The sequence below is a fragment of the Ochrobactrum sp. XJ1 genome, assembly GCF_024701725.1.
GTDB lineage: Bacteria > Pseudomonadota > Alphaproteobacteria > Rhizobiales > Rhizobiaceae > Brucella > Brucella anthropi.
This window is the reverse complement of sequence record NZ_VDGD01000003.1, coordinates 162,444-183,562: the sequence shown is the minus strand read 5'-3', so window position 1 is coordinate 183,562 and position 21,119 is coordinate 162,444. Positions and strand designations below refer to the sequence as shown.

Sequence of the window (21,119 nt, the reverse complement as noted above, 5' to 3'; positions counted from 1 at the left end):
CAATTCAGGCTCATCTCGAGCTTGCGGGCCTGCAAGACGCGGTTGAATTCCAAAAAGCAGCTTATCAGCGTTCAAATGCCCTCACGATGCGAGGCCAGTAGCAAACGGACAAACTGCAGAGCCGACAAATCCGGCGGGCGCTGCTGCACCCGCCGATGATCAGTCTGGAAAGAAGGGCCCGTTAGCGCACAGGGACGCCGTATTGCAGGCCGCCCTTGTTCCACTGGGCGTTGATGCCACGTGCGATCTTGAGCGGGCTGCTGGCGCCGATATTGCGCTCGAAGATTTCACCGTAATTGCCGACGCCCTTGACGATCTTTACCACCCAGTCATTGTCGAGACCGAGATCGGTACCGATCTTCGTGTCTGCTTCCACACCGAGAAGACGCTTGATGTCCGGATTGTCGGACTTCTTCATCTCTTCGACATTGGCCTGCGTAATGCCGTATTCCTCGGCGTTGAGCAGCGCATTATGGGTCCAGCGAACGACATCCGCCCACTTGGAATCGCCCTGACGAACGGTCAGACCGAATGGCTCCTTGGAGATGATTTCCGGCAAGATGACGTGATCATCCGGATTGGCAAGCGCCAGACGAACCCCGTAGAGGCTGGACTGGTCGGTCGTATAGGCGTCGCAACGACCGGAATCGTAAGCGGCGTTGGCTTCTTCGATCTTCTCGAAGACAACCGGGTTATATTCCATCTTGTTGGCGCGGAAATAGTCGGCCATGTTCAGCTCGGTCGTCGTACCGGCCTGAACGCAGATGGAAGCGCCGGAAAGCTGCAATGCGGAATTGATGCCCGACAGCTTCTTTGAATTGATCATGAAGCCCTGGCCGTCAAAGTAGTTGATGCCAGCAAAATCAAGGCCAAGCGCAGTGTCGCGGCTGATCGTCCAGGTCGTGTTACGGATCAGGACGTCCACTTCACCCGACTGCAGGGCTGTAAAACGCTCCTTGGCGTTCAGCGGCGTGAACTTCACCTTGGTTGGATCGCCGAAAATCGCAGAAGCCACAGCGCGGCAATAGTCTACGTCAAAGCCGGACCACTCGCCCTTGTCGTTGGGCGAAGCAAAGCCGAGAAGACCCGTATTAACGCCGCACTGCAGAAAACCTTTCGCCTTCACATCGGAAAGCGTATCCGCGGATGCTCCCGAAGCTACGCTAAACAGCGCCGCCGCACCCAATACACCCGTCATAAGAGTTTTTTTCATCTGGCCTGCAACCTTTTGTTCCCTGGAGAGCGCTGAACCCTTAGCTCAAGCGTCTCTTGTTGCTTTATTTTTGCATAAACCCGTCGGAAAAGCCGTGTGACCTCCCAAGCCCATGCCATACAGCAGGCTGCCCCTCGCCCGAGACCGCTTTCCGGTCTTCGATTCTTGTTTTTGAGCGCAGTGACAAACCTGCCGCCTTCACGGGTCTTATCGAAGGCGAAAAATTGCCTTTGGTCAAGGCAATAACGCAGCCCGGCGAGCTGGCCTCCAAAAAAGATGAGGGGGAAATATTTGAAAATTTACACGATTTCCCGATTTCTGGGTAGAAACCCTCTCCAGAGAAGATCATGTCGCAACCAGTTGGAATACGGCATTATAACTCAATTAATACAATTGGTTAAATTTGACTACCACCCTAGATGGGCAATGCCGATAGCAACTCCTGATAGAAATCAGACGCGCGGCATCGCGCTTTCACCATCCAAAGAAAAAATAATATTTCGCGTCGCCATATAACGGGCAACCCACCATGTCGCCACGAATCCGATCGTCAGACCGGCTACGATGTCAGTCGGATAGTGTGCGCCCGCGGCAAGCCTGCTGATCCCGAAGAGAAAACATGCCGGGGCTGTAAGGACGCGCCAGCGCGGCAGGAATATCCAAAGCGAGACCATCATGATGCCAGCCATCATAGAGTGACCTGACGGGAAGCTTTCATAAAGAAACTGGCCTTTGAACGGTGAGAAATAGGCTGCGCCCACGTCATCGAGCAGGAACGGGCGCGCCCGACCGATGGCGAGTTTACCGATTTCAGTCGGGATGCTCCCCACAACAATCGACGTCAGCACCAACGTTGCCCAGCTATGGAGTTTCACGAACCACGGTCTGGCACTATCACGTAGTTTTGGCGAAAGCAGTATCGCTGTGACGAGCCAGACGACAATGCCGATTGCCAGCCAGACGATGGTGCGAATCGCATCCGTAACCGCACGCAGGAATTCCATGATAAAATTGGTGCTCTGCGCCGTGACGCGAACGATGTCAGCATCCCACAGATGCAGCACGAGAATAATGAACGGCAGAAGCACCACAATTGCGGTCATTTCAAGCGTCCATGGGGATGGCGCCCCCTTGTAAGCCGGGCGCAGAAGAGCTCGAAGGAGTTCCAGCGCCGCGCGAAAGGGATATAGAAAAATGCTTCCCGTGCCTGACGCCATCATAATAGAAATACCCTTTCAAAAGCTTCTTACGCAATAAATTGCACGCGAGGTTGCATCCGGAACGCGCGCATCCTATCCAAGTATTCAAAGTTTCCGCCGCAAACGGAATCGCAGATCTTTTTGCCGCAGCCGACCTTGATGCGACCCGGCAGAATCCTCTTGTTCGAGAATCGGTGGGCGAGAATCAGTGGGATAGCATGCAACATGGTCTGGAGGCATTTTCGTGACTAAGCAGCAGGGCAAGACAGAGAAGCTGGGTATAAACACACGGCTGGCTCACGATGGTTATCAGCCGCGCGATTATCATGGCTTCGTCAATCCGCCCGTTGTCCGCGCCTCCACCGTGCTTTTCCCGGATGCAGAGACGATGGCAACCGGTGGCCAGAAATACACTTATGGCACGCGTGGCACACCGACCAGCGATGCGCTTTGCGCTGCCATTGATGCGCTGGAAGGTTCGGCAGGTACGGTCTGCGTCCCGTCCGGTCTTGCCGCTGTTACCGTTCCGCTTCTCGCCTTCCTCTCGCCCGGCGATCACGTGCTGTTTGTCGATTCGATCTACAATCCGACCCGTCATTTTGCCGATACGATCCTGAAGCGCATAGGCGTGGAAGTCGAATATTACGATCCGGAGATCGGCTCTGGCATTGCAAAGCTGATGCGCCCGAACACCAAGGTCGTGTTCACGGAATCACCGGCGTCGAACACGTTTGAAATGCAGGATATTCCGGCCATCGTTGAAGAAGCGCACAAGGGCGGCGCCATCGTCATGATGGACAATACGTGGGCCACCCCGCTTTACTTCAAGGCGCTCGATTTCGGCGTGGACATTACCATCCATGCCTCGACCAAATATCCGTCCGGCCACTCCGATATTCTGTTTGGCACGATTTCGGCCAATGAAAAATGCTGGCCGCAGCTTCTGGAAACGCACGGAACGCTTGGACTGTGCACATCGGCTGACGATACCTACCAGATCCTGCGCGGCATGCGCACGATGGGCGTGCGGCTGGAACATCACCGCAAGAGCGCACTGGACGTCGCCCGTTGGCTTGAAAGCCACCCGGCTGTCGACCGGGTTCTGCATCCGGCACTGGAAAGCCATCCGGGTCATGAAATCTGGAAGCGGGACTTCTCCGGTTCTGCCGGCATTTTCTCCATCGTGCTCGCCAGCGGCGGGCAGAAGGAAGCCCATGCTTTCCTCGATGCGCTGGAGATTTTCGGCCTCGGTTATTCCTGGGGCGGCTATGAAAGCCTCGCGGTTCATGTCCGCCTCGATGATCGCACCGTGGCCAAGGGCGACTATCCGGGCCCGGTGATCCGCCTGCAGATTGGTCTGGAAGACGTGCCGGACCTCATTGCAGACCTCGAAAAAGGCTTTGCCGCGATCTAAGCCGGTTTTGCAGCCGTCATCTTGCGTGACCGCGCGCGGACCGTTTTCTTTGCCGCCTTTAAGGGCTTCGGCTCGATTTCAGAGAGGCCTTCCACGACGGCCTCTATCATGGTGCAGGCGACGAAATCCGCCTGCATTTCTTCCCGCAACGCCTCCCGGTCAACGGATCGTGCTTCGCTCGGATCGTGCCACAGCACCACGCCAATGCGCAGAGAGGGCCGCAGCCGTCGCAGGCGACGTACGGCAAAGCGGGCGTGACGTGCCGCCTGCTGATCCAGAAAGCAGATTATCAGCGTATCCCTGTCGGAAAGATCCAGCGCCCTGAGATTGGCGGGCTTGAGCGCATCATGCACGACGGCTTCTGCCGACGCGCCCTGCACGGCAAGCACCTGCGCCAGCATGATCGCAGCCGTGTCGTCGAGCCCCTTTCGTCCCCCGAATGTCAGCAGCGACCGGCCTTCGCCGGAGGGAAGTTCCAGATCGGATGCGCTAACATCGCCATCGGGATTCTCAATCGCGATCTCTTCGTCGTCCCCCTCCTCCTCGCTCGCAATCTGTTCCAGATTGGCCACCAGCGTCTTCGTGCTTTCGTCAACGATCTGCAATTGCGGCTCGGTCAGAACACCGCGCAGACGGTCCCGCTCCGCCATCAGGAGCGCCGGGATCGCGACCGAACCGTAAAACTCGACCAGATATTTCCGTTCCAGCATTTCCTCGGCATTATCCGTGGCCTCATCCGGGTCTCCGGCCAGGAGGCGCTGATAGAGACGTTCCTTCGGATCGAGCACAGGCTCGTTGCCGAACAGGATTTCCAGAAACTCGAATTGCGGCACATGACGCCCCAGCACCACGAGACAGACCGTCAGAGGCGTCGACAAGACCAGCCCGACCGGGCCCCAGAGCCAAGTCCAGAAAATGGCCGAAACGATGATTGCAAGCGGCGAAAGGCCGGTGCGCGAGCCATAGAGCCAAGGTTCGATCACATTGTTTATAAGAAGCTCGATGATGACGAAGAGCCCGATTGTCCAGAGGAGCAGGCTCCAGCCGGGTGCAACGGCAAAGGCAAGGAACAGCGGCAGGATCGCCGCGATAACCGGGCCAATATAGGGAACGAACCGCAAAACGATTGCCAGCATTCCCCATAGAGCTGCATTCGGAATACCCAAAATCCAAAGTCCGAAAGCGAGTGGCACTCCATAGGTAATATTCACCACAAGCTGCGTCAGCAGATATTGTCCAACCCGCTTTCCCGCATCCTGCAACGCTTCAGTCGTGCGGTGAAGATCGCCATAGCCGACCAGCCTTATGAAGCGATCCCTCAGCTCCTCCCGTTCGAGCAGCATGAAAATCACCACAACCACGACGAGACCTGTCGTCGCCAGCGGACCGACGAGCGGTTCGATTATGCTCCGGAGCGTCTCAACCGGATGGCGCGGCGCGAATATCTGGACGAGCAGCGGCTTTTCCTCCGGCTGATCCGAAGGCAGCGCCTGTGTTTTCTGTTCCGGCCTGTTGATTTCCGTGCCTATGCGCTCGGCAAAGCGGTTGAGCCTGTCAATGAAACTGTTGTCTGAGCTCGCTTCCTTGAGTGTCCTGATCTTCTCGATAATGTTGTACTGATAGATTGAAATATTCTGCCCAACCTCGGAGACCTGAAAGGCAACGACGGCGCTGAAGACTGCGACGATCAGAAAACCGCTGGCCACACTGGTAATCACCGCGAACAGCCGTGGAAGACCGGCCCTGCGCAGAAAGGCGACAATCGGCGCAAGCGCAAATGTCAGCAGTACCGCTATGGCAAGAGGCAGAAAGACGTCTTTTGCAAAGTAGAGAATGGCAACGGCAACAGCCATTGCCGCCAGAGTCGGCAGGCGTGGCGGCGCCGACGTGATCGGACGCACCGTGGAATCCAGACGGTCGATACTCTCCATGAACCCCTCTTTAGCCGTGTTGTGACCTTCGGCTTGTTAGCCGCAATAACTGAATAGGAGGGCGTTCGGTTCCATATTCCGTCGGAACAGAGAACAAATTAAATTAGCAACAGCTAACGAACATATTTCTCGAAATATCATGATAACTGTTGAGGTAAATATTAATACAATTAAAATATCGAAACTATCTAAAATACAGCAAGTACTGGAATTTTTGGGGACGTGCTTTGTCGTTAATGCCAATGAATAGCTTCTTCAACCGCAGTTTATACAAATATCTTCTAATTCTACTCTTGGTGGCATTCTCGTCAGTGTCTTATGCGCAGCAAGCACCCAAGCCGGTACAGGTTGGTGTTTATGTCAGTGAGCCATTCGTCAACAAACAGGGCAATGCGTTCTCCGGCATGGCTATCGATATCTGGCAGGACATTGCCACACGCATGAACCTTGCTTCGCAATATGTGGAGTATCCGAATTACACCGAACTGGTGAAAGCGGTTTCAGAAGGCAAAGTCGAAGCCGCCGTTACCAATCTGACAATCACGGAACAGCGTGCCGAGATCGTGGATTTCACCCATCCATGGTTCGATGCTGGCTTGCGCATCATGGTGCATACCCAGGCAGGAAGTGGCTGGGACGATCTCATCAGCCGCCTTGATGATGCGGGACATCTGGCGACTTATGCCTGGATCCTCGGCATTCTCGTTGCGGCCACGGTATTGCTGACGATCTTCGACAGGCGTTTTGATGAAGGCTTTCCGAAACGCTGGCGCGAGGGACTGGCAGAAAGTTTCTATCACGTGGTTTCCATTGCGACGTCTGGCAAAACTTCACGCAAAAACCTGTTCGGTTGGGTGGGACGCATCTGGCAGACATTCTGGATGGTGTTTGGCATAGCGATCATCGCCTACATGACTTCATCGATTACTAGCGTCATGACCGTCGCTCATATCGACAACAATATTTCCAGCCTTTCTGATCTGCAGGGGAAATCCGTTGGCGTTCGTGCAGGCGGTGTCGCAGAACGGTTTCTGAAGTCGCGCTCTATCGCGACTGTTCCTTTCGATCACATGCCCGAAGCGGTAAACGCACTGGTCAGCGATGAAATTGCGGCAATCGTCGGCGACGGGCCGGTTCTGGAATATTACGCCCACCAGCACGCCGACCAACCTGTCGATCTTGTCGGGAATGTATTCAGCCCGGACAAATATGGCTTTGCCTTCCCGCGCCATAGCGAACTCGTCAAGCCCGCCAGCGTAGCAATCATCAGTGCTCACGAGAGTGAAGAGGTCGCCAAGCTGAAAGCCAAATATTTTGGCCCCGAGAACTGATATTGCAGACATGGAAAAGGCGGCCAATGGCCGCCTTTCTTGTGCAGATTATTTACCGGCCCGCCACGATGGACGAAATGATTCCGGTTGCGATGCTGATCAACATATAATCGTTGTTGACCTTGACCCAGTGATAGCCGCGTGGCGGCTTGCGCAGCTTGTAGCCAGAATAGTTGTTCACGACGTGGCCGCGGTAGTTTGGCGGCAGGCGGTTGCCCTTCTTCCAGCTCTGGTGACGGCGATTGTCATATTTACGCGCATCATATTTCGGACCACCCTTGTGCATCTGGCTGTGAGACGGCTTGCCATGTTGCGACGGATACGGTTGGGCCATCGCAGCAGGAGCTGCAAGAAAGGAAAAGGCAGTAAGAGCAATAACGATCGGCTTCATATCGGCTTCCTTTGTTTATTCGATGTAAGGAAAATGCGCTCGCCAACGTGAACGCCAAGTGAATACTCCCATTAAATAAATTTAATGATTTCATACGATTAGTTTTCATCAAAGCGCACCATGTCCAATCAAAACAGGATCGGAGATCAGTCCAGCGAACTTATTTCCTTGTGTAGGCGCGTCGCACTTTTCGGGATGCACTCCAGCTCAAAGCCATTATGTTGCGTTTCCCATCCGACTAAAATGCGCTAGGTAAAACCCAAATTCGTACGCACCTCTCAATGAGGTAAGTGTCAAAGGACTACATCATGATGAACTGGGTTTTCATTCTGCAAGGCGTTATCGCGTTCGGACTGGCTGGACTGGCGATTGCGGTCATCCTTCGCCATCGTCGCCACTGACGCTGTTTCGATCTGCGATATTTTTCGTCCGGGCCTGCAGGTTCGGACGCAACCGATCATGAAATCAATCGTTTAAGCTTAGTCTGGTATTTCTCAGGAGGAGACAGTGATGCGGAAAGTGGCGCTTGGATTGGTGGCCCTGCTCGCAATAACGGGCTGCACAACTACGGAAAAAGATATTTCCATCGGCACCGGCGCAGGTGCCATCATTGGCGGCATTGCTGGCGGCGGACGTGGCGCGCTGATCGGCGCAGGTGCGGGCGCATTGGGCGGCCTTCTGGTGCGCGAACTGCGCAACGGCAACTGCCAATATCGCGACCGTCATGGCCGCATGTATGTGGCTCGCTGCAGACGATAGCTCCAGCAATCCGCAAAGATCCTCGAAAGCGCCGGTTTTCCGGCGCTTTTTGTTATTCGGCACGCGCGACCTGTCTGCCCTGATGGGAACCTTCGCTCGTCGATGTCGTTTCATAGACAATAGAGACAGTTCAGGGAGAACTCCGATGAAGCTTGCTCTCAAAGCCGCCCTTGTTGCCTTGGGCGTATTTGCGGCGGGCGCAGCGCAGGCGGCGAACGCCATATCCACCACCAACCTCAATATTCGAACAGGCCCCGGCACGCGCTATGCGACGCTGGGCTCCATACCCAGTGGGGCGCCTTTGACCGTGCGTGGCTGCACATCCGGTTATGGCTGGTGTCAAGTCAGCTACGGCCCGACCTATGGCTGGGCATCGTCGCGCTATCTGGCATTTCGCGAGGGAACATCTGGTGGTTACTCCGATGATTTCGGTCGAACAGCTGCGCTCATCGGCATTCCGCTTATCGCTGGCGTTGCCATAGGCTCTGCTCTCAATGACCGGGATGACTATTGGTATCGCGACCGTCGCTACTATCGCGACAGACATTGGGATCGCCGTGGATGGCGTGATCGTCCAGGCTGGCACGGAAATGACCGGCCACGTGTCTATATGAGGCACCGCGTTCCAGACGGTCCGCACGGACAATAACAGACAGCTGAACAGAAATCGAAACGCCGCGAAGTGCTCGCGGCGTTCTGTCTTTGCTGGAAGCCTCGTACTTGCCATGGTCGGTTTCTTCATCATGGCGGCGCTGGATTACCTCAATGTGCGTGGTGCCATTCTGATCGGTATTCTGGCGGTGACAGTGCTGTCGATGCTGCTTGGCGTCTCGCAATTCAACGGCATCATGTCGATGCCGCCAAGCCTCGCGCCAACCTTCCTGCAGCTCGATATCCTGGGTGCCCTGAGCGGCGGTATCATTCAGGTGTTGCTCGTCATGGTACTCGTCGAAATCTTCGACGCCACCGGCACGCTGATCGGCATTGCCAAGCGCGCGGGCCTGATCCACGACAAGAAGTCTGGCCGTCTTGGAAAGGCGCTTCTGGCTGACAGTTGTGCGATCATTTCGGGCGCACTCATCGGCACATCCAGCACGACAGCCTATGTTGAAAGTGCATCTGGCGTACAGGCTGGCGGACGAACCGGACTGACCGCACTGGTCATCGCAGGTCTCTTCGTGCTGGCACTATTCTTCTCGCCGCTGGCAGGCTCAGTACCCGCTTACGCGACGGCTCCGGCACTGCTTTATGTTGCCGGCCTGATGATGAAGGAGCTTCTGGAGATCAATTGGGAAGACGTAACAGAGGCCGCACCTGCTGCCCTGACTGTCCTGATGATGCCGTTCACCAATTCCATCGCGAATGGTCTGGCGTACGGTTTCATCAGCTACGCGATCCTCAAAACGGTCACAGGTCAGTGGAGAAGCGTTCATCCGGCAACATGGCTGGTAGCGATCCTGTTCATCGCTCGGTTCGTCTTCTTCCCTCATTGATAGCTGCACACATCGGGAGATGGCCTCCGCTTCTCCCGATAAAGGTCCGGCGCCAGGTTCCCCCTACGCCGGACCTTGCTGGCCACTTCAGGGGATATCAATGTTTACAGGCCTGATGGGGCGAATGTCTTAAATGAAATCCTAGAATAGACATTTGGCATGTTCTTTTGAACCATGGCCCGATAACCGCTTTCAGCCGGGTATGAAACTAGGAACCCTCGCCCGCTGAAGTTTGCCTTGAAATCCAAGGTTCCAGCATCAACCAGTTCGCTCGAACCGATGGTTATGGTATTTGCACCCGCTACTGCAATATCTGTCCCATCGGAAAGACGAGGCGGATTGACATAACCAGAATCGCAGTTCAGGGCGGTCACGATATACTTTCCTGGCTTTATGGGTTCGAACTTGATTCTGTAACCTTCGTCGCGAGGATCTTTAGCGGAATATCCTTTGAAAAGCCGAAACCCCGATCCAGTGTTGACACGCACTGTCTCGAACTGCTGTTTCCCCTCCACTCGTCTCAATGCAACTGAACCGCACTCGGCCGGATTACCGAGTAAATTTTTGCCGACCGTAGCTCGAAACGCGATTGCGGCACCCTTTTCTTTCAAAAATTTGTCGGCTTCTTTCTCAGTCTTGGTGCTCAGTTTGACTTGTTTCTCCGCGGACGGAGTCCCGCACGCTGTTAGTGTCAAAACAATACTAGCTGCAACGATAATTCGCATTCAAATCTCTCCCGGCGAATTCATGAAGCCGAGTACATACTGTGATTCCAAAGTTCCTCAACTAATACGTGAGGGAGACTTGATAAGCGGCGTGGGTGATAGGGTATCCACGCGCCCACGGACTGCGCAAACTGCTCGCTCAGATCGTGGCGGAAAGCGGCGGCAGCAATGCAGAACTGAAGGCGCAATTCGGCTGGACGACTGACGCCATGGCGACGCATTACATAAAGAATGCGAACGCTAAAAAACTGGCTCAATCTGGCGTGGATAAACTAAAAGGGAACATGCTATCCCCTCACCTAGAACCCAAAACCCCACACCTTAAAAAAGGTTGAGACATTTCAATATGTTGTGATCGTGGAAAAGTGGGGTGGCGATCCCGACAGGATTCGAACCTGTGACATTCAGCTTAGAAGGCTGACGCTCTATCCAACTGAGCTACGGGACCTCGCCTTTCGAAAAAGATCGAAGATATTTCAATGTGCACAGGGCTTTGCCAGCAAAGCCTTGCCGAATTATCGCATTGCCCGGCCTGAAACAAGTGTCAGGCTAAACAGGCAATCAATGCGTCTTAATGCGTCCAGGGCATCGTCCGGTCGAAGCGGAAATTGTCCGAGTAGGAAACCTTGCGGCGCTTCGGCTCATTCGGTTCCGTAATGCGATAGGCGATGCCATTGCGCTTTGCATAATCGACTGCTTCTTCCTGCGTGGCGAAGAACAGACGAATCTGGCTCTTCATATCACCTGAAGAAGTGTAGCCCATCAAAGGCTCGACCATACGCGGGCTTTCCGGTTCATATTCCAGAAGCCACTGGTCTGTCTTAGCCTGACCGGACTGCATTGCAGTCTTAGCTGGACGGTAAATACGTGCAACCATTTGAAGAACCCTGAACTACTCTCTTGCCCCGCTGGGGGAGCTGAAAATCCACCAAGCCAATAGTTTACACGGGAATGCATGTCAACGCGATAAAGACGCACGCCACAGCCTGTGCCGGGGCGTTCATATATCGACCATTAAATCTTGGGGACGATGGTCGGAGCGGCAGGATTCGAACCTGCGACCCCCTGATCCCAAATCAGGTGCGCTACCAGACTGCGCTACGCTCCGTCGCTTTCAAGCGGTGCGGCTTCACTAGATAATCCAAAGAGATAAAGCAAGAGGCAAATTTGCCAGTTTGTGTTTTTTCCATTCAATAAAAACAGGATGGCGCATTTTTGTGGTCATCATGTTCTGCGGAACCAAATCACGCGCGCGAACGTTCCCACTTCACCATCAACCAGCTGGAGACTGAATGTGAATAGAAACGGGCTTTATCTGATTATTGGCGCGCTGATTGTCGTGGCTGCAGGTCTTGCGGTTTATGTCTATCGCGAAGAGACCAAACCCGCCGGGATTGAGATGAAAATCGGAGAAGGTGGTGTTTCCATTCAGGAAAACTGAAATCGGCAAGACGTTATAAACATATAAACCGATTAAGATTTCAAACGCTTACGCTTTGTGATGCAACGTTTCGGACTTCGCCATGTTATTTGGGGCACCAGATAAAACGGAGGACCGAAATGGGTATCCAGACTGTTTCCGACGAGCTTTATCGTCGTCATGAACGCGAATGGGCAGAGTTGCGCAACGCAGTTGAAGCAAGCGAAGCCAACCAACGGCAGCAGGAGAAGGCTTCAGGCCAGACCTCTTGCGATGACAAGACGTCTGGGCACCAGTAAGTCTTCACCAATCCACCTTGAAACGCCGCGAAAGCGGCGTTTTTTGTTTCCGATTCGTCGTTCCAGCCGTTCGCGCCCGATGCTCCGGTAACCAAATGCGAAGGAACAATTGGTAGCGTCTCCCCATCGCGATTCGAACAGGAGACAGACGATGGCTGCACGGAAACGCACCACCCGCACGCCCAAGCGCTCCACAAAGCGCTCGGCCAGGTCGTCGGGCAAGTCGTCCGGCTCGTCCACTCCCATGCTCGCGCTTGCCGCAATCCTCGGCCTTGGTGCTTTCAGCCTGTGGGCAACCTCGCAGCACAAGAGCCCGCAAGCCGCGATCACAGCCCTGTTCCAGCGCCCCGCTTCCAAGCCGAACATACAGTCATCTGCGAGAACCGAGCCAAAGGCGACCGTCACCAGCAAAGCACCCGAGAACAAGGCGTGGTCGAAGAATTATGGCGCTGCCGTCGGCCCTGTGCCGCGTCCATCGGCGCCCGTTATGGCACCCGCACCGCAAAAGCCGGTACAGCAGGCAGCAATCCAGACCGCCACCCCGCCCCGCCCCGCAAATCAGGTTGTCGTGTCCCCACCAGCCGCTGCACTGCGCTCCATGCCGCCGCGTGGCGTCAACACTCCCGCAAGCTCGCCTTCGGTGATTTATGCCAAGGCGCGACTCACCATCCATAAGAATGCGTGGGACAAGTCGCCATCCATCGGCGTGGTGGAAAAAGGCCGTGAGATGCGCTCCTATGGAAAGACCGGACGCTGGCATCGCGTGATCGTCCCGAAGACGAACATGATCGGCTGGGTGCATGAAGATCAGCTTATCGGTGGACGCAACAAGCCTGACAGCGCAAGCCTGATCACCGGCTCGGTTACCAGGAAGACGCAAACTGCAACGGCAGCCGCACCGAAACAGGCTCCAAATCCAGCGCATTCGCGCATGGAGCCGCCCAAAGCTGTCGGCCAGAAAAACTAGAGCGGTTCCGGTTAAAACGGAGTCGCTGGAACCGCTCTATCTCTTTGTTTTTACGCATGTCTTTATCCCAAAACCGGTTCCCACTTTTGGGAGACATGCTCTAATCCAGACCACGCGCCATTGCTTCGAGTTGCTGGTCGCCCGGCAGATAATCGAAGCCCGCTTCAGTCAGCGATGAACTGTCCGCGACCAGATCGCCATAAAGCTGGTCGTAGAGACCGCTTTTGCCCACTACTGATAGCAGGAGCCGCATGAAGACCGGCGGAACAGGCGCAAGACGCACAGGTTTTCGCAAGGCCGCACGCAGTTTCGTCACGAGCTCTTTTGTGGAGCGGGGTTGCGGCTCCGCAAGATGAAACACCCGCCCTGCAACTTTTTCGGCAGGCGCTATGCTTAAAAATGTCAGCGCATGTGCGACGTTTTCAAGCGAGACGAAACTGCGCCTGTTGTCTGCCAGGCCGAACGGCAACGGCAACCCGCTATCGCAGAGCTTTATCAAGGCTTTCAGGTTCGCCCGCGCTCCGGGACCATAAACGAGAACCGGGCGCGCAATGACGATCTCAATCCCGTTGAGTTCACGCAGATCGGCTTCCGCCTTTGCCTTGGCACGGCCGTAATCATCACGCGGCTTCAGCGGCATGTCTGGCGTCAGCGGCGATGGGTTTCCCGCAATCGTATAGATCGTGGATACAAACACGAAGCGTCTTACACCGGCGGCTTTTGCCTTGGCGGCAAGTTCCACGGCCAGTCGATGATTGACCGCATTGAATGTATCGGCGTCCGGTCGTTCTGCGCCGGTGCGGTGAGCAAGTGCTGCACAATGAACAACCGTTTCAACACCTGAGAAATCTGGATCAGACAGTTCATTCCGGGACAGAGGCAGGACATCATGCCCTTCCCCGGTTAGCACTTGAGTGAGTGCGCTTCCGATAAAACCACCCGCTCCGGTGACCGCTATCTTCATCCTCAGCGTTCCGGCTGTTCGCTGCCCGCCAGAACCTGAGCAGCAAGCGTGCGCGTGATGCGGCTTTTCTGCTCAAGTGCCGCCCGGTCAAGCTTGTCGACGATCTGGATCGCAGACAGAAGCGAGCGCTCGATCCGGCTCACCAGATAGGCGACGACATGCGGCTCGACGCTTACCTGCCGGTCCGCGAAGAGTTTGTGAATGACGCCGGAAAGCAGCAGATCGTCCGGTTCTGAAATTTCCACGACGGTTGCAGCCTTGAGACGCGAGGCAAGATCGGGGAGCTTGACGTTCCAGTTCGCGGGCCACAGGCGGGAAGTTATGAGCAGCGAGGGCCCAAGTCCCTGAGCCGCATTCTGCCGAACGCTGTTTATGAGATGGAAAAGTCCGGTTTCATCGAAAGACGTGGCGCCGATATCGTCGATCAGCACCGGATATTCGGCAGCGCCGTTTACAGCTTCCTCGGTAATGTTCGTGGGGTCTACCAGAAGCGCACCTGTTCCGGCGCGCCAGATTTCCGCCAGATGCGTCTTGCCCGATCCTGTCGGCCCGGCAAGGATCGTGACAGGCGACAGCCAGTTCGGCCAGCGATCGATAAGATCGACTGCAGCACGGTTGGAGCCCGTGACGATCATGTCTTCCCGATGATAACCGGGCTGATGCTCAAGATTCAACGGAATCTGGCGCGGTGCCTCACGCATCGCGGCCTCCTGCAAATCCCGTTTCAAACCTTGCCCGGTTACGACCCAATCTCATTTCTCTTTGCCTGCATTCTCGCCTGCCTCGATCAGCGGCCCGGCGTCGGGGTTTGGCTGATGGTAGGCAGGATCATACATCGGTGAATGGAGATAGCTATTCAATGCGAACCGCACAAGCACCCCGACTGCAGCCGCTGCGGGCACTGCCACCAGCATTCCTGTAAAGCCGAACAGCGAGCCGAAGGCAAAAAGAGCGAACATAAGCCAGACCGGATGAAGCCCCACGGACGAGCCGACGAGCTTCGGCTGGAGGATGTTTCCTTCCACAAACTGACCAAGGAAAAACACACCCGCGACGGCACAGATCATGATCCAGTCAGGCCAGAACTGGACCAGCGCCACACCGATGGCGAGCGCCAGACCAACAAAGGAACCGATATAGGGAATAAAGCTGATGAGACCGGCAAAAAAGCCGATCAACAAGCCGAAATTAAGCCCGGTCAGCGTGAGACCGATGGCGTAATAGGTTCCCAGAATGAGACAGAGCGTTCCCTGCCCGCGAATGAAACCGGCGACGGCAGCATTCATCTCAGCGGCAATGCGGCGCACGGTGTGAAGCTGGCGGCGCGGCACCCATGAATCGATGCTCGAGACCATGCGGTCCCAGTCCAACAGCATATAGAAAGCGACCACCGGCGTGACGACGAAAAGGCCCGCAATATCGATCAGCGATTTCCCCGAATTCCACAGGGATTGAAGCAAGGTCGACATGAACCCGGCGCCCTGCTGGAGCAGAGAACTCAGATTCTGCTGAATGACCGAACTGTCAATACCGATATATTTCTTCAGCCATTGCGAATCTTCGTTTGCCAGAAGCGACTGAAGTTGTGTGATGTAGTCTGGAATTTTAGAAATGAAGTCAGCTAGCTGGGTTGCCAAGATCGGCACAATAATCATCAGGCCGACTACCAGCGCCATCAGGAAGATGAGCAGGATGACGATTGTGGCCGTAAGCCGGGACAAGCCGAAACGTTCCAGCCTGTCTGCGACAGGGTCGAGGAAATAGGCCAGCGCCATGCCCGCAACAAAAGGCAACAGCACTGAACTGAATACGATCAGGAACAGAACGAAGACCGCGACGGTCCCCACCCAGAACATCGCCTGACGGCGTACCGAAGAGCCGGTCAGCGCGCCGACTTCCACATTGACGTGGATATCACCATCCCGAACTGTCGCTTCCGACTGACGGATCGTTCGGCTGGCGCTCGTGCGCGTGGGTGTCGGTTTCTTGACCATGTGCATCTATTTCCAGGAAACGAATTGGATAGAGCCAGTCCTGATAGCAGAATGGCGTTACGGATATCTTAGTGCGAACGGGAACAAGTTAGAACGGTTACTGAGGATTGCAATGTCTGTGCGAAAAGCCTGACGAAACACAACCTTCTATCGAGTTATGGACGGTGCTTTACGATTTCAGGCAGAATCCTGCACTGTTTCGCTCTTTTCGAGCTTTGTGGCCTTGCAGGCAGCGCCGTCTCGTGCCATTGCGCGCACATTCTCTGTTTATCGCATTTTTCTTGAGCAAAACCGTTACACGCTTTTGCCGAAAATGCATTAAACAGCTGCGTGGATAAGCACCCAATTTCAGGAGCAGGCCATGACCATGGAAAATAAGCCCGCCGATAAGCCTGTTGGCCAGAACGGCCTGACCTATGCGCAGGCTGGTGTCGACATCGATGCCGGGAACCTGATGGTCGAGAAGATCAAGCCGCTCGTGCGCTCCACGCGCCGCCCCGGTGCGGATGGCGAGATCGGCGGTTTTGGCGGGCTGTTCGACCTCAAGGCTGCTGGCTTCAAGGATCCGGTACTCGTTGCCGCCAATGATGGTGTCGGCACCAAGCTGAAGATCGCCATCGATGCCGACAAGCACGACACGGTGGGCATTGATCTTGTTGCCATGTGCGTCAACGATCTCGTCGTTCAGGGTGCTGAACCGCTTTTCTTCCTCGACTATTTTGCGACCGGCAAGCTTTCGCCGGATCAGGGTGTCGATATCGTTGCGGGTATCGCAGAAGGATGCCGACAAGCCGGTAGCGCACTGATAGGCGGTGAAACCGCTGAAATGCCCGGCATGTATCGCGACGGCGATTATGATCTTGCCGGTTTCGCGGTTGGTGCGGCTGAACGCGACCGTCTGCTGCCGCGTGGCGATATCGCCGAAGGTGATGTCATACTCGGCCTTGCTTCGTCCGGTGTTCATTCCAACGGATTTTCACTGGTACGCCGCATCGTTGAACTCTCCGGCCTCGGCTGGAAGTCCGATGCCCCGTTCCAGCCGGGCGCAACACTCGGTGAAGCGCTGCTCACCCCAACACGCATTTATGTGAAGCCTCTTCTTGCCGCGATCCGCGCTTCGGACGGCATCAAGGCGCTGGCACACATCACGGGCGGCGGTTTTCCCGACAATATTCCGCGCGTTCTGCCGGACGGTCTCGCTGCCGAAATCGATCTTGCGTCCATTTCCGTTCCGCCAGTCTTCTCCTGGCTTGCCAAGACGGGCGGCGTCGAGCCGAATGAAATGCTGCGCACATTCAATTGCGGCATCGGAATGATTGCCGTCGTGAAGCCTGATAAGGTCGAGGAAGTTGTGGCTGCCCTTGCCGCTGAAGGCGAAAAGGTTGTCACGCTCGGCCAGATGGTGAAGCGTGAAAAGGACGGCGTCGTCTACAAAGGCACGCTTTCGCTATGAGCCGCAAGCGGGTCGTCATCTTCATTTCGGGCGGCGGCTCCAATATGGAGGCGCTGATCCGCGCTGCGCAAGTCGCCGATTTTCCGGCGGAAGTGGTGGCGGTCTTTTCCGACAAGGAAGAAGCTGGTGGCCTTGCCAAAGCAAAGGCTGCCGGTATTGCGACACAGGTTTTCAAGCGCAAGGACTTTGCCTCGAAGGATGAGCATGAAGATGCCATTCTGGACGCGCTCGCCGCGTTGAAACCGGATATGATCTGCCTTGCTGGCTATATGCGCCTCTTGTCGGGCCGCTTCATTGCTCCCTATGAAGGCCGCATCCTCAACATTCATCCTTCCCTGCTCCCGCTTTTCCCTGGACTGCATACCCATCAGCGCGCGCTGGATGCGGGCATGAAAGTCGCAGGCTGTACCGTTCATCTGGTCACGGAAGAGATGGATGAAGGTCCGATTCTGGCCCAGGCGGCGGTGCCGGTACATGTTGGCGACGATGCCGAAGCGCTCGCAGCCCGCGTTCTCAAAGCCGAACATCAACTTTATGCGCTGGCCCTACGTAAATTTGCCGATGAGCAAAACGGCCAGCCAGATTTGACCGATGCGATGGTTTTGAGCGCCTGATGGCGCTCTTTCCATGTTCAACCGCGGCAAATTAATCACAGACGAAGTTTTTTGTTAATAAAACTTTAATTTCCCGCAAAAAGCTCTAATTCCCCTTCGTAACGGAACTTGCTTCGGCAAATCTCGTTAAGGGACGTGTAAGCGTCTCTTTCAATGTGTGTTTTAGAAGAGGACAAGGACATGTCTCTCCGTTTTTCGACTTCCTTCCTTTCGGCAATGGCCGTCATTTCAGGCATTGCGGTCACGGCTCCAGCCATTGCTGCCGACTACGTAGCTCCTCCCGCTTCGGGTCGCACCCAGCCGCGCTCGGAAGTCGGCACGCTGTCCTGCGATATCTCCCCTGCCATCGGCGTCATCATCGGCAGCCAGCAGGATGTGGACTGCGTATTCAGCCCAGCCCGTGGACGTGGTCCAGCTGAACGTTATACAGGGACGATTACCAAGCTCGGCATCGATGTCGGCTTCATCAATGGCGGTCGTGTCGCCTGGGCCGTGTGGGCTCCGACCGTTCGTCCCGAAGGCGCTCTTCAGGGCCGTTATGTCGGCGCATCTGCCAATGCCGCGATCGGCGTCGGCTTCGGCACCAACATCCTGACCGGCGGTTCGTGGAAGACGATTTCGCTTCAGCCGATCTCGCTTCAGGGCCAGCGTGGCCTGAATGCAGCTGTGGGCGTTTCCAAGCTGAAACTGCGTTACGCTGGCTAACGAGCAGCGCGAATAAACAACAACGCCGGGGCGCATATATAGTTTATATATGCGCCCCGGCGTTGTTGGATAAATAGTTATGAGTTTATTTTTCGAATCCAGATCTTGGTATCGTGCACCGCCAGCCCGCCATAGGGTGCGGCAGGTTCAGCGCCGATCAATATATTGATCCCCTCGCCGCGCTCGAATGTCGAGTTCGGGAAAATGCCCTCCGACACCACAACACCACGCTTTTGCCCGGCGCGCAGCACGGCATGAAGCACCAGTTCGCCTCGATGATTGCCGATCTCGATCCGCTCACCATTCTCGATGCCAAGCTCAGCCGCGTCATCAGGATGAATAAGCAATTCTGGCCGGATTTCCTTGGCGAGCGATGTCGGTGTCTCGGCAAAGGTCGAATTCAGGAAGTTATGCGCCGGTGAGGTCGTCATGCGGAAGGGATGCTCGGCATCCGCCGTTTCGATCACTTCCCAATGGTCTGGAAACTCCGGTATCGACTGGAAGGGCCCCTGCAGCCCCATGATTTCCGGCGGCTTGTTCGGCGACGGGCTTCCAGTCCAGTCGGGTCGGAAGCGGAATTTGCCATCCGGCCATTTGAAACCATCGATATAATGCGCTTCTTCGAAGGGCGGCTGCAGATCGACAAAGCGCTTTTCCTTCAATTCGTCGAATTGCGGCAGATCGCTATTGGCATTCATGTTGTCGATCAGCGTGCGCTCGTCGAGATCAAAACCCGGCAGATGCGCAACGCCGAGACGTTTCGCCAATTCGTTGATAACGAAAATATTCGGGCGCGCATCGGCAAGAGGCTCGATCAGCTTCGGTCCCAGAACCACATGCTGCTGTCCACCGCCGCGATAGATATCGTCATGCTCAAGGAATGTCGTCGCAGGCAGGACGACATCGGCCATCTTCGCCGTATCGGTCATGAACTGTTCGTGCACCGCAACGAAAAGATCCTCGCGCGCGAAACCTTTGCGAACCAGCCTCTGTTCCGGCGTCACATTCATCGGGTTGGTGTTCTGGATCAGCATCGCCATGACGGGTGGGCCGCCATAAAGAGCCTCACTGTCACCGGTGAGAATACGACCGATCTTCGACTGATCGAGAAAACGAAGACCTACATCCTGCATGGCGCGACCTTCGATCTCGCGCTTGTCCATCTTGAAGATGCCGGAGTTCGAGTGGAATGCACCACCGCCTTCATAAAGGAAAGCGCCTGTCACACAGGCAATCGAAGAAGCTGCGTGCATGTTCACCGCGCCGTTGCGCTGGCGGGTGAAACCATAGCCGAGACGGAAATAGGTGCGCTTGGTCTTGCCGACGAGATGGGCGAATGCCTCGATCTCTTCGACGGACAGGCCGGTGATGGCGGCTGCCCATTCCGGTGTCCGGGTTTGAAGATGCGCTTCCAGTCCTTTCGGATCATCGGTGTAGCGCTCCAGATAATCCCAGTCTGCAAGGCCATCACGGAACAGCACATGCATGACCGCGCAGGCAAAGGCGCCGTCCGTACCCGGTTTCAGCACAATGCCCATATCCGCCTGCCGGACGGTCGCATTGGCGTAAACATCGATGACGACGATCTTTGCGCCGCGTTCCTTTCGCGCCCGAACCGCGTGGGTCATCACATTGACCTGCGTGGCGGCGGCATTGGTGCCCCAGATCACCACCACATCTGCCTTTGCCATTTCACGCGGATCGGGACCGGTCAGGCTTCCTGTTCCCGCAAAATAGCCAGTCCAGGCCATATTGGTACAGAAACTGTCAAACTGGTTGGAATAGCGCTTGGCGAAACGCAGACGATTGATCGAGTCGCGCTGCACCAGCCCCATCGTGCCAGCATAGTAATAGGGCCAGACGCTTTCGCTGCCAAACTCATGCTCGGCTTTCAGGAAGCGCTCGGCAATGAGATCAAGTGCTGCTTCCCATGAAGCTTCCTTCCATTGCCCCGCGCCTTTCGCACCGGCACGAACCAGCGGATGCTTGAGGCGGTCGGGATGATGGACGCGCTCGGCATAGCGCGCGACCTTGGCGCAGATGACGCCAGCCGTGTAGCTGTTGTCCTTTGCCCCCCGCACACGCCCTATGGTGCGCTCATCGAGGATTTCGACATCGAGTGCGCAAGTTGACGGACAGTCGTGCGGGCAAGCCGAATGACCTGTTTTGATGTTCGAGATGGGAGCGTGCTGGTTCATGTTACTTTATTATCTCAAGCCACTTCGCACAGAAACGAATTTCTGCCGG

General features: G+C 55.7%; 20 protein-coding genes, 2 tRNA genes and 1 pseudogene. 11 read left to right on the top strand and 12 right to left on the bottom strand.

Going from position 1 to position 21,119, the window contains the following annotated elements:
- Positions 1–181: 181 nt before the first annotated feature.
- Positions 182–1,213: an amino acid ABC transporter substrate-binding protein gene (locus tag FG152_RS06375; protein ID WP_010661062.1), complete on the bottom strand. Its 1,032-nt coding sequence runs from the start codon at positions 1,211–1,213 to the stop codon at positions 182–184.
- A 452-nt stretch (positions 1,214–1,665) separates the two neighbouring features.
- Positions 1,666–2,433, bottom strand: a complete 768-nt coding sequence (gene lpxE, locus FG152_RS06370; RefSeq protein WP_010661060.1) for a lipid A 1-phosphatase LpxE — start codon at positions 2,431–2,433, stop codon at positions 1,666–1,668.
- A 223-nt stretch (positions 2,434–2,656) separates the two neighbouring features.
- Between lpxE and FG152_RS06365 the strand changes: the two genes are divergently transcribed.
- Positions 2,657–3,826, top strand: coding sequence for a cystathionine beta-lyase (locus FG152_RS06365; protein ID WP_010661059.1), 1,170 nt, complete (start codon positions 2,657–2,659; stop codon positions 3,824–3,826).
- Here the strand turns inward: FG152_RS06365 and FG152_RS06360 are convergent.
- Positions 3,823–5,757, bottom strand: coding sequence for an AI-2E family transporter (locus FG152_RS06360; protein ID WP_010661058.1), 1,935 nt, complete (start codon positions 5,755–5,757; stop codon positions 3,823–3,825). The genes FG152_RS06365 and FG152_RS06360 overlap by 4 nt on opposite strands.
- A 311-nt stretch (positions 5,758–6,068) precedes the next feature.
- Here FG152_RS06360 and FG152_RS06355 point away from each other — a divergent pair, with 311 nt between their 5' ends.
- Positions 6,069–7,088: a transporter substrate-binding domain-containing protein gene (locus FG152_RS06355; protein ID WP_010661057.1), complete on the top strand. Its 1,020-nt coding sequence runs from the start codon at positions 6,069–6,071 to the stop codon at positions 7,086–7,088.
- A 52-nt stretch (positions 7,089–7,140) separates the two neighbouring features.
- On the opposite strand, the gene FG152_RS06350 is transcribed toward FG152_RS06355, so the two are convergent.
- Complete coding sequence (locus FG152_RS06350) at positions 7,141–7,479, bottom strand: RcnB family protein (protein ID WP_010661056.1); 339 nt, start codon at positions 7,477–7,479, stop codon at positions 7,141–7,143.
- A gap of 510 nt (positions 7,480–7,989) precedes the next feature.
- Between FG152_RS06350 and FG152_RS06345 the strand changes: the two genes are divergently transcribed.
- From FG152_RS06345 to FG152_RS06335, 3 genes and pseudogenes are all read left to right on the top strand, one after another.
- Positions 7,990–8,238 carry a YMGG-like glycine zipper-containing protein gene (locus tag FG152_RS06345; protein ID WP_012092366.1) on the top strand — a complete coding sequence of 83 codons (249 nt, stop codon included), beginning with the start codon at positions 7,990–7,992 and terminating at the stop codon, positions 8,236–8,238.
- A 145-nt stretch (positions 8,239–8,383) separates the two neighbouring features.
- On the top strand, positions 8,384–8,887 hold the full coding sequence (locus tag FG152_RS06340) for an SH3 domain-containing protein (protein ID WP_012092367.1): 504 nt from the start codon (positions 8,384–8,386) through the stop codon (positions 8,885–8,887).
- A gap of 64 nt (positions 8,888–8,951) precedes the next feature.
- Positions 8,952–9,731 (top strand): annotated as a pseudogene (locus tag FG152_RS06335) (NCS2 family permease); the annotation flags it as partial.
- 104 nt (positions 9,732–9,835) lie between these two features.
- Here FG152_RS06335 and FG152_RS06330 read toward each other — a convergent pair.
- The 4 genes from FG152_RS06330 to FG152_RS06315 form a co-directional block, all read right to left on the bottom strand.
- Positions 9,836–10,456, bottom strand: a complete 621-nt coding sequence (locus FG152_RS06330) for a hypothetical protein (RefSeq protein ID WP_114047949.1) — start codon at positions 10,454–10,456, stop codon at positions 9,836–9,838.
- Positions 10,457–10,827: 371 nt separating this feature from the next.
- Positions 10,828–10,904, bottom strand: a tRNA-Arg gene (locus tag FG152_RS06325).
- A 123-nt stretch (positions 10,905–11,027) separates the two neighbouring features.
- Positions 11,028–11,333, bottom strand: a complete 306-nt coding sequence (locus FG152_RS06320) for an ETC complex I subunit (protein WP_010661699.1) — start codon at positions 11,331–11,333, stop codon at positions 11,028–11,030.
- A gap of 154 nt (positions 11,334–11,487) precedes the next feature.
- A tRNA-Pro gene (locus FG152_RS06315) sits at positions 11,488–11,564 on the bottom strand.
- A gap of 186 nt (positions 11,565–11,750) precedes the next feature.
- On the opposite strand from FG152_RS06315, the gene FG152_RS06310 reads away from it, so the two are divergent.
- The 3 genes from FG152_RS06310 to FG152_RS06300 all read left to right on the top strand — a co-directional run bounded on the left by FG152_RS06310 (position 11,751) and on the right by FG152_RS06300 (position 13,142).
- Complete coding sequence (locus FG152_RS06310; protein ID WP_010661698.1) at positions 11,751–11,897, top strand: hypothetical protein; 147 nt, start codon at positions 11,751–11,753, stop codon at positions 11,895–11,897.
- A 119-nt stretch (positions 11,898–12,016) separates the two neighbouring features.
- The gene (locus FG152_RS06305; RefSeq protein ID WP_010661697.1) at positions 12,017–12,175 is read left to right on the top strand and encodes a hypothetical protein; all 159 of its coding nucleotides are present in this window, start codon (positions 12,017–12,019) and stop codon (positions 12,173–12,175) included.
- Between the two features lie 151 nt (positions 12,176–12,326).
- Positions 12,327–13,142: a hypothetical protein gene (locus tag FG152_RS06300; protein WP_498985521.1), complete on the top strand. Its 816-nt coding sequence runs from the start codon at positions 12,327–12,329 to the stop codon at positions 13,140–13,142.
- Between the two features lie 100 nt (positions 13,143–13,242).
- Here the strand turns inward: FG152_RS06300 and FG152_RS06295 are convergent, their stop codons facing one another.
- Genes FG152_RS06295 through FG152_RS06285 form a run of 3 tightly spaced genes read right to left on the bottom strand, consistent with a single transcriptional unit; the run spans position 13,243 to position 16,100 of the window.
- Entirely contained in the window at positions 13,243–14,106 is an 864-nt protein-coding gene (locus FG152_RS06295) for an NAD-dependent epimerase/dehydratase family protein (RefSeq protein ID WP_114047952.1), read from the bottom strand.
- Between the two features lie 2 nt (positions 14,107–14,108).
- Positions 14,109–14,807, bottom strand: a complete 699-nt coding sequence (gene hdaA / locus FG152_RS06290; RefSeq protein ID WP_194531941.1) for a DnaA regulatory inactivator HdaA — start codon at positions 14,805–14,807, stop codon at positions 14,109–14,111.
- Positions 14,808–14,858: 51 nt separating this feature from the next.
- Entirely contained in the window at positions 14,859–16,100 is a 1,242-nt protein-coding gene (locus FG152_RS06285) for an AI-2E family transporter (protein ID WP_172488791.1), read from the bottom strand.
- A gap of 361 nt (positions 16,101–16,461) precedes the next feature.
- Between FG152_RS06285 and purM the strand changes: the two genes are divergently transcribed.
- The 3 genes from purM (at position 16,462) to FG152_RS06270 (ending at position 18,872) form a co-directional block, all read left to right on the top strand.
- Positions 16,462–17,553, top strand: a complete 1,092-nt coding sequence (gene purM, locus FG152_RS06280) for a phosphoribosylformylglycinamidine cyclo-ligase (protein WP_010661692.1) — start codon at positions 16,462–16,464, stop codon at positions 17,551–17,553.
- On the top strand, positions 17,550–18,167 hold the full coding sequence (purN, locus tag FG152_RS06275) for a phosphoribosylglycinamide formyltransferase (RefSeq protein ID WP_114047954.1): 618 nt from the start codon (positions 17,550–17,552) through the stop codon (positions 18,165–18,167). The genes purM and purN overlap by 4 nt, the downstream gene beginning before the upstream one ends.
- 180 nt (positions 18,168–18,347) lie before the next feature.
- On the top strand, positions 18,348–18,872 hold the full coding sequence (locus FG152_RS06270; RefSeq protein WP_010661690.1) for a DUF992 domain-containing protein: 525 nt from the start codon (positions 18,348–18,350) through the stop codon (positions 18,870–18,872).
- A 77-nt stretch (positions 18,873–18,949) separates the two neighbouring features.
- Here the strand turns inward: FG152_RS06270 and FG152_RS06265 are convergent, their stop codons facing one another.
- Positions 18,950–21,070, bottom strand: a complete 2,121-nt coding sequence (locus FG152_RS06265; RefSeq protein WP_010661689.1) for a molybdopterin oxidoreductase family protein — start codon at positions 21,068–21,070, stop codon at positions 18,950–18,952.
- Between the last annotated feature and the right edge of the window lie 49 nt (positions 21,071–21,119).

Excerpts from the sequence above, each read along its gene's own strand:
- FG152_RS06375 (WP_010661062.1), bottom strand. The coding sequence starts at position 1,213 with ATGAAAAAAACTCTTATGACGGGTGTATTGGGTGCGGCGGCGCTGTTT.
- lpxE (WP_010661060.1), bottom strand. The coding sequence starts at position 2,433 with ATGATGGCGTCAGGCACGGGAAGCATTTTTCTATATCCCTTTCGCGCG.
- FG152_RS06360 (WP_010661058.1), bottom strand. The coding sequence starts at position 5,757 with ATGGAGAGTATCGACCGTCTGGATTCCACGGTGCGTCCGATCACGTCG.
- FG152_RS06350 (WP_010661056.1), bottom strand. The coding sequence starts at position 7,479 with ATGAAGCCGATCGTTATTGCTCTTACTGCCTTTTCCTTTCTTGCAGCT.
- FG152_RS06345 (WP_012092366.1), top strand. The coding sequence starts at position 7,990 with ATGCGGAAAGTGGCGCTTGGATTGGTGGCCCTGCTCGCAATAACGGGC.
- FG152_RS06340 (WP_012092367.1), top strand. The coding sequence starts at position 8,384 with ATGAAGCTTGCTCTCAAAGCCGCCCTTGTTGCCTTGGGCGTATTTGCG.
- FG152_RS06330 (WP_114047949.1), bottom strand. The coding sequence starts at position 10,456 with ATGCGAATTATCGTTGCAGCTAGTATTGTTTTGACACTAACAGCGTGC.
- FG152_RS06320 (WP_010661699.1), bottom strand. The coding sequence starts at position 11,333 with ATGGTTGCACGTATTTACCGTCCAGCTAAGACTGCAATGCAGTCCGGT.
- FG152_RS06305 (WP_010661697.1), top strand. The coding sequence starts at position 12,017 with ATGGGTATCCAGACTGTTTCCGACGAGCTTTATCGTCGTCATGAACGC.
- FG152_RS06300 (WP_498985521.1), top strand. The coding sequence starts at position 12,327 with ATGGCTGCACGGAAACGCACCACCCGCACGCCCAAGCGCTCCACAAAG.
- FG152_RS06295 (WP_114047952.1), bottom strand. The coding sequence starts at position 14,106 with ATGAAGATAGCGGTCACCGGAGCGGGTGGTTTTATCGGAAGCGCACTC.
- hdaA (WP_194531941.1), bottom strand. The coding sequence starts at position 14,807 with ATGCGTGAGGCACCGCGCCAGATTCCGTTGAATCTTGAGCATCAGCCC.
- FG152_RS06285 (WP_172488791.1), bottom strand. The coding sequence starts at position 16,100 with ATGGTCAAGAAACCGACACCCACGCGCACGAGCGCCAGCCGAACGATC.
- purM (WP_010661692.1), top strand. The coding sequence starts at position 16,462 with ATGACCATGGAAAATAAGCCCGCCGATAAGCCTGTTGGCCAGAACGGC.
- purN (WP_114047954.1), top strand. The coding sequence starts at position 17,550 with ATGAGCCGCAAGCGGGTCGTCATCTTCATTTCGGGCGGCGGCTCCAAT.
- FG152_RS06270 (WP_010661690.1), top strand. The coding sequence starts at position 18,348 with ATGTCTCTCCGTTTTTCGACTTCCTTCCTTTCGGCAATGGCCGTCATT.
- FG152_RS06265 (WP_010661689.1), bottom strand. The coding sequence starts at position 21,070 with ATGAACCAGCACGCTCCCATCTCGAACATCAAAACAGGTCATTCGGCT.